Below are 6,545 nucleotides of genomic sequence, written 5' to 3' on the forward strand. Positions count from 1 at the left end.
GGCGGGTTCGGGCGGCGTTCCGCGACACTGCCCGAACCCGCCGCATCCAACACGGTCAAACCCTGACGCCAGGGCAGCTCGGAGCCCTCGTCCCGCGACGTCCGGCGTACCCGACGGAGGAAGCGCAACGATGAACAGCTACGTGGGACTGGGCAGGCGGGGATTCCTCGGTGGTCTCCTCGGCGCCGGCCTGGCGGCGGGGCTCGGCGGGCTGCCGGCGTACGCCGAGACGGCCGGTGCCGGGCTGCCGCCGCTGGCGGCCCTGCCCCTCGACCGGGTTCGGCTCCTGGACAGCAGGTTCCTGGCCAACATGCGTCGGACGACGGCGTACCTGCGGGACGTCGATCTGGACCGGCTGCTGCACACCTTCCGGCTCACGGCCGGCCTGCCGAGCACCGCCCAACCGTGCGGCGGCTGGGAGGCGCCGAACGTGCAGCTGCGCGGGCACACCACCGGCCACCTGCTCAGCGGCCTCGCCCTGGCCGCCGCGAACACTGGCGACGCCGAGCTGGCGGCGAAGGGTGCACGGCTGGTGGCCGCCCTCGCGGAGTGCCAGGTGGCGGCGACCGACGCCGGTTTCACCCCGGGCTACCTGTCCGCCTTCCCCGAAAAGGCGTTCGACGACCTCGAGGCCGGCAAGAACGTGTGGTACACGATCCACAAGATCATGGCCGGGCTGCTGGACCAGCATGTCCTGCTCGGCAACGAACAGGCCCTCACGGTCCTGCTCGGCATGGTGGAGTGGGTGGACACCCGCACGTCGCGGTTGTCCCGGGACGCGCTGCAGAAGGTCCTGCACACGGAGTTCGGCGGCATGAAGGAGGTGCTGGCCAACCTGTGGTTCGTCACCAGGGACGACCGGCACCTGGAACTCGCCGCCCGGTTCGACCACGACGAGATCTTCGGGCCGCTCTCCGAGCGCCGTAACACCCTGGCGGGCCGGCACGCGAACACCGACATCGCCAAGGTCGTGGGCGCCGCGGCACAGTGGGAGGCGACCGGCGAGGAGCGCTACCGCACCATCGCGACCTACTTCTGGGACCAGGTCGTGCAGCACCACACGTACGTGATCGGCGGCAACAGCAACGCCGAGTTCTTCGGCCCGCCCGACCAGATCGTGAGCCAGTTGGGCGAGAACACCTGCGAGAACTGCAACAGCTACAACATGCTCAAGCTCTCCCGGCAGCTCTTTCGCAACGACCCGGACCGCGCCACGTACATGGACTACTACGAGTGGACGCTGCTCAACCAGATGTTCGGTGAGCAGGACCCGGATTCCGCGAACGGGTTCGTCACGTACTACACCGGCCTGTCCAACACCGCCCGCCGGAAGGGCAAGGAAGGGCTGGTCGCCGACCCGGAGACCTACAGCAGCGACTACGGCAACTTCTCCTGCGACCACGGCACCGCCCTGGAGACCCAGGTGAAGTTTGCCGACAGCATCTACTTCACCCGCGGTGACGTGCTGTGGGTGAACCTGTTCGTGCCGTCCGAACTGGACTGGCGGGAGCGGGGGCTGCGGCTGAGGCTGCGGACGGAGTACCCGTACGACCCCACGGTGCGGCTCACCGTCGACCGCGGCGGCGACGCCGAGATCCGGGTACGCGTCCCGGCGTGGACGGAACGCGCCGGGCAGCCCCCCGCGCTCAGGGTGAACGGCCGCTCCGTCGGCGTGGTCTGCCGGCCGGGCACGTACGTCGCGGTCCGCCGCACCTGGGCGGCCGGGGACGTCGTGGAGCTGTCGCTGCCGATGGCCCCGGTCTGGCTGTCGGCGCCCGACAACCCGGCGGTGCACGCCCTGACGCACGGCCCGCTGGTGCTCGCCGGACGGTACGGCGACACCCTGCCCGCCACGCTCCCGACGATCGAGCCGTCCTCGCTGACGCGCGTGCCCGGCACGTCGGACTTCACGGCCCTCGCCGACGGGCGGCGCGTGCGGCTGAGCCCGTTCCTGGACGTGCACCACGAGCACTACAACGTCTACTGGGCCGTGCGGCCCGTACGGCCGGCACCCAAGCTGGTGGCCCGGTACGCGTTCGACGACGGCGCGGGAAGGCTGGTCGACTCCGCCGGACGCTGGGCCGACGCGGCGCTTGCGGGCGGCGCCTCGCTCGTCGGCCGGGACGGTGGTGGCGCGGTGGCCCTCGACGGGCAGGGCGGGCACGTCGTCCTTCCCGCGGGCCTGCTCGCCAACCTGACGGAACTGACCGTGTCCGTCTGGGCCCGCCTGGAGTCCGTCGCCAACTCCGCACGCGTCTTCGACCTCGGATCGAACACCCAGACGTACATGTTCCTGACCCCCCGGACCGGTCGGGGCACCGCGCGGTTCGCCATGAAGCTGGGGGGCATGGAAACCGAGGACTTCGTCGACGCGGACCGACCGCTGCCGACCGGGATGTGGACCCACGTGGCCGTCACGGTGGCGCGGGGCGCGGCCCGGCTGTACCTCGACGGCGAGCAGGTGGGGGTCAACGAGCAGTTGGTGATGTCGCCGCTGGTGCTCGGCGCCACGCAGCAGAACTTCCTGGGCCGTTCCCAGAACGCCAAGCACCCCTGGCTGCATGGGGCGGTCGACGACTTCCGGCTCTACGGGGTCGCACTCGGCGCCGGGGACGTCGCCGCCCTGCACGCCGGCACCTTCGACCGTTACGAGTGACGGAGGCTGATGCAGAAAACGCCTGGTGGCCTCCTCGGCGAACTCGAAGAGGCCACCAGGCTGTCAGTTCGAGGGCGGGGCAGAGTGAGCGTTGCCGGTGGCTCACCGTACGGTCTGCGCGCCGTCGACAGTCCGGGGCGCGGTGTCCCGGGCCCAGCGCAGGAGCGCGGTGAACACCAGCGCGGAGGTCACCGCGCCGCCCGCCAGGCGTACCCAGTGCCCGGCGACGAACTCCTCGGCGACCTGGCGCAGGTACTCGGGGGAGTGCGTGCCCACCGGGTCGACGAACATGATCTCGTTGCGTGGCCAGAAGAACACCACCGAGAAGAGGAACTCGCAGGCGACGAACGTCGCGGCGGCTCCGACGATCCACCACCGCAGCCGGCGGTTCCGCCACGTCAGCACCGTCGCGGTGAGGCTGCCGAGGACCACCGTCGCCCCGAGCGGCGGGAAGTAGTCGCTCGGCCCACCCGCGACCATGAACTCGCGGGCACGGTGCAACGACTCCGGCGCGTCGCCGAAGATGTTCGGGTAGAGCATCACGGTCTCGGCGGCGACACCGCCGAACGACAGCATCGACGCCCAGACCAGAACGATGAGTACGGTCCAGGTCAGCCTGGTGCGAGACATCTCGATGTCCTCCGGGGTCCGTCGCGCCGTCCCGGCGCGGTGCATGGGGTCGCCGTCGACGCTAGGTCGGCCGGCGGGAGCGGTCTGCCGCCCGACCGCGCGAATCGGGATCGCTTCTCGACGTAGTCCCCGCCGCGAATCTGACGCCTCTCGGCGACCGCGGGCTCGCCCCGCGCCGTTCTACCCTCGTCAACGTGCCGCCCACCCGACCCACCCGTACCGACCTGCTGCTCGCCGCCGCCACCTTCGGCCTGGTCGCGGCGGCCGTGGCCACCGACGACGCGCCGGCCCGCGCGCCGCTCGCCTACGGTTTCGCGGTCGGGTTCGGCGCGCTGGCGCTGCTCAGCCGGGAATGGCCCGTGCCCGCGCTGCTGGCGACCGCCCTCGGCATCGTCGGGTACTACGCGCTGGACCTCCCGCCGATCGGTCTGGCCGCTCCGGCCGCCGCCGCCCTGTACGGTGCCGCGGAGCGGGGCCGGGTGGCGCCGGCCGCGGTCGTCGGCGGGTGCCTGCTGGCGCTGTCGGTGGGCGTACGGCTGGTGGAGGGCGACGACGTCTCCGTCGTCGTGGGTGTCGACCTCGGTTCCCAGGCGGCGCTGATGCTCGCGGTCATCGCCCTCGGCGACGCGGTCCACAGCAGGCGGTCGCTGCGGGCCGAGATGGCCCGCCGGGCCGCGGCGGCGGCGGAGGAGCACCGCAGGGAGGCCGCCCTGCAGGTCGAGGCGGAGCGGCTCCGGATCGCCCGAGAGGTGCACGACACCCTCGGGCACACGATGTCGGTCGTCACGCTGCAGTCGGCCGTGGCGGAAGAGGCGCTCGCGGACGGCGCCTCCGAGCATGCCAGGGCCGCCCTTGCGGCGATCCGTTCGGCGGGCGGCAGTGGGATGGCCGAGCTGCGGGCGACGCTGGGCACGCTGCGCCGCGACTCCGGCACCCGGGAGCCCGCCCCCGGCGTCGACCAGCTCCACGCGCTCGTCGACGGCGTCAGCCGCAGCGGCCTGCCGGTCGACCTGCGCATCACCGGCGAGGTCGACGGGCTGCCCGCGGTGGTGGGTGCCACCGTCTACCGGGTCGTGCAGGAGGCGCTGACCAACGCGCTGCGGCACGCGCGGGCCACCCGGGTGACGGTCACCCTCCGGGTGGCGGGCTCAGGGCTGTCCCTGGAGGTCGTCGACGACGGCTGCGGCGTACCTGCGGGCGCCCCGCCCGTCGCGGGACGTCAGGGCCTGCGTGGAATGTCCGAGCGGGTCGCCCTTCTCGGCGGCACCGTCCGGATCGGCAACGCCGACACCGGAGGCTTCCGGGTGTACGCCCACCTACCGTTGCCGGAGAGCAGGACATGAGCGTCCTCCGGGTCGTCGTGGTCGACGATCAGCACCTCGTCCGTGCCGGGCTCCGTGCCCTGCTCGAACGCGCACCGGACATCACCGTCGCCGGTGAGGCGGCCGACGGCGCCGCCGCCCTGAACGTCGTCCGCGCCGAGCGGCCCGACATCGTCCTCATGGACGTGCGGATGCCCGGGACCGACGGGATCGAGGCCACCCGGCGGATCCTGGCCGACCCCCGGCTCGCGCACGTCCAGGTCGTCATGCTGACCACGTTCGACGACGACGAGTACCTCCTCGAGGCCATCCGCGCCGGCGCGGCCGGGTTCCTGCTGAAGGACACCGCCCCCGACGCCCTGCGCGACGCCGTGCGCACCGTGGCCGGCGGGCATGCGCTGCTCTCTCCCGCCGTCACCCGCCGGGTGCTCGCGGCGGCGGCCCGCTCGCCCGTGGCGGATCCGGGGCGGCTCGCCGGACTCACCGACCGGGAACGGGACGTCCTTGCCCAGGTGGCCGCCGGGCGGTCCAACACGGAGATCGGCGCCGCCCTGCACCTCAGCCCGGAGACCGCCCGCACCTACGTCAGCCGCCTGTTGACGAAGCTCGACGCGCGTGACCGGTCCCAACTCGTCGTCATCGCGTACGAGAGCGGACTGGTGCGACCCGGCGAAGGCTGACGGCGGCCCGGCCACCGGCGGCTGGCCAGGGCGTAGTTCGCCCGCGCCGCCGAGGACCTGACGTGGGCATCCGCCGGCACGCTGCACCAGCGCTTCCTCGGCTGGCTGCGGTGCGCACCGGACGGTGTTTCCGGCAGCTTGAGTGGGCACCACTTGGGCAGGTTGTTTCGGCACCACCTATGAGCGGCGGGCATTGGTAGGTGCCGATCGTTAGCTTCTTTGGGCGCCAGGCGGCCGGCGGCGAAGATCGGCACCTTGTTCGGGATCCATCGGACTGAGGGGTGTCTGCTGATGGTCGTGAGTCGCTTCGGTGGTGTTGCGGCGAGGGTGGTTAGGATTGGTGCAGACCGGGTTCTTTCAGGCACTGCTCCCGATGCGGGGCCTGGAGGACCCGGCTCTGTGTGTGAGAGGCGGTGGCGTCGGGGCGGTTCATTCCGGCGCCATCCCGTCCAAGGGCGCTAGCTGCGGTTGCGTTCGAGGGTGGATTGCAGGCGGTAGGAGTCGGCGCCGGTTTCGATGAGGTAGCCCTTGAAGGTGAGCCGGTCGACGATGGCGGAGCAGAGGCGTTCCTCGGTGAAGGTTTTGCCCCATTCGGAGAAGGGGGCGTTGGAGGCGACGGCGATGGCTTTGCGTTCCTCGCGTTCGGTGAAGATTTGGAACAGCAGTTTCGCGCCGGTGCGGTCGAGGTTGAGGTGTCGGGCCGGGGACGAGACGCCGTGCAGCATTTCGGCCGTCGGTTTCCTCGTCCCCGCCCGCCGAGTGAAGTGGGCCGCCAGCGAGGTGCCCATGGTGTGGGTCCTTTTCTGTCGGCCTCTTCCCGAACCGTGCTGGTCGGTTTCCCTGACACACGGCTCTCCAGTGGTCAGCTCCGGTGGGATGTGGGGAGTTGCCCCACTTCTCTACGCAGGTGTCTCGCGTTGATCATGGTTGGCTGGAGTTGAACCCCAGCGACTGAGCGCAGACCGCGAATAGCCGGTCAGTTCCGCGATCCGCCGGTATGGCACGCCGGCGGCCACCGCCTGCTGGACTCGTGGCCGCAACTGCTCATCAACCCGGTCCAGATCCCGAAGCAGTCGCAGGCGTTCCGTCCCCAACCCGACAAGCTGGGCCACCGCCGTTGCCCGGTCGTGCTCAGCCTTGATCCACCGACGCGGTTGGCGGCGGTCACCGGTTGATCATTTCGATGTCGGGGTGAGTCGGCGGGTGTGTGGGAGCCGCCGATCGTTGGTCGGCTTGCTCCAGTCGTGTTTGTGCGGT

General features: G+C 71.4%; 5 protein-coding genes. 3 read left to right on the plus strand and 2 right to left on the minus strand.

Translation table 11 applies throughout. The annotated features are described in order from the left end of the window. Positions 1-130 precede the first annotated feature (130 nt). Positions 131-2,656: a beta-L-arabinofuranosidase domain-containing protein gene (locus tag ABGB16_RS19065; RefSeq protein ID WP_347669435.1), complete on the plus strand. Its 2,526-nt coding sequence runs from the start codon at positions 131-133 to the stop codon at positions 2,654-2,656. 102 nt (positions 2,657-2,758) lie between these two features. On the opposite strand, the gene ABGB16_RS19070 is transcribed toward ABGB16_RS19065, so the two are convergent. Further along, on the minus strand, positions 2,759-3,286 hold the full coding sequence (locus ABGB16_RS19070; protein ID WP_347669436.1) for a DUF1772 domain-containing protein: 528 nt from the start codon (positions 3,284-3,286) through the stop codon (positions 2,759-2,761). 194 nt (positions 3,287-3,480) lie between these two features. Here ABGB16_RS19070 and ABGB16_RS19075 point away from each other — a divergent pair, with 194 nt between their 5' ends. Then, positions 3,481-4,629 carry a sensor histidine kinase gene (locus ABGB16_RS19075; protein WP_347669437.1) on the plus strand — a complete coding sequence of 383 codons (1,149 nt, stop codon included), beginning with the start codon at positions 3,481-3,483 and terminating at the stop codon, positions 4,627-4,629. Then, positions 4,626-5,288 (plus strand): response regulator transcription factor, encoded by a 663-nt coding sequence (locus ABGB16_RS19080; protein WP_347669438.1) that lies wholly within the window; start codon positions 4,626-4,628, stop codon positions 5,286-5,288. Before ABGB16_RS19075 ends, ABGB16_RS19080 begins: the two co-directional genes overlap by 4 nt. A gap of 458 nt (positions 5,289-5,746) precedes the next feature. Here the strand turns inward: ABGB16_RS19080 and ABGB16_RS19085 are convergent, their stop codons facing one another. Then, positions 5,747-6,076, minus strand: coding sequence for an ATP-binding protein (locus ABGB16_RS19085; RefSeq protein WP_347669439.1), 330 nt, complete (start codon positions 6,074-6,076; stop codon positions 5,747-5,749). Between the last annotated feature and the right edge of the window lie 469 nt (positions 6,077-6,545).

It is taken from the genome of Micromonospora sp. B11E3 (assembly GCF_039871625.1).
GTDB lineage: Bacteria > Actinomycetota > Actinomycetes > Mycobacteriales > Micromonosporaceae > Micromonospora.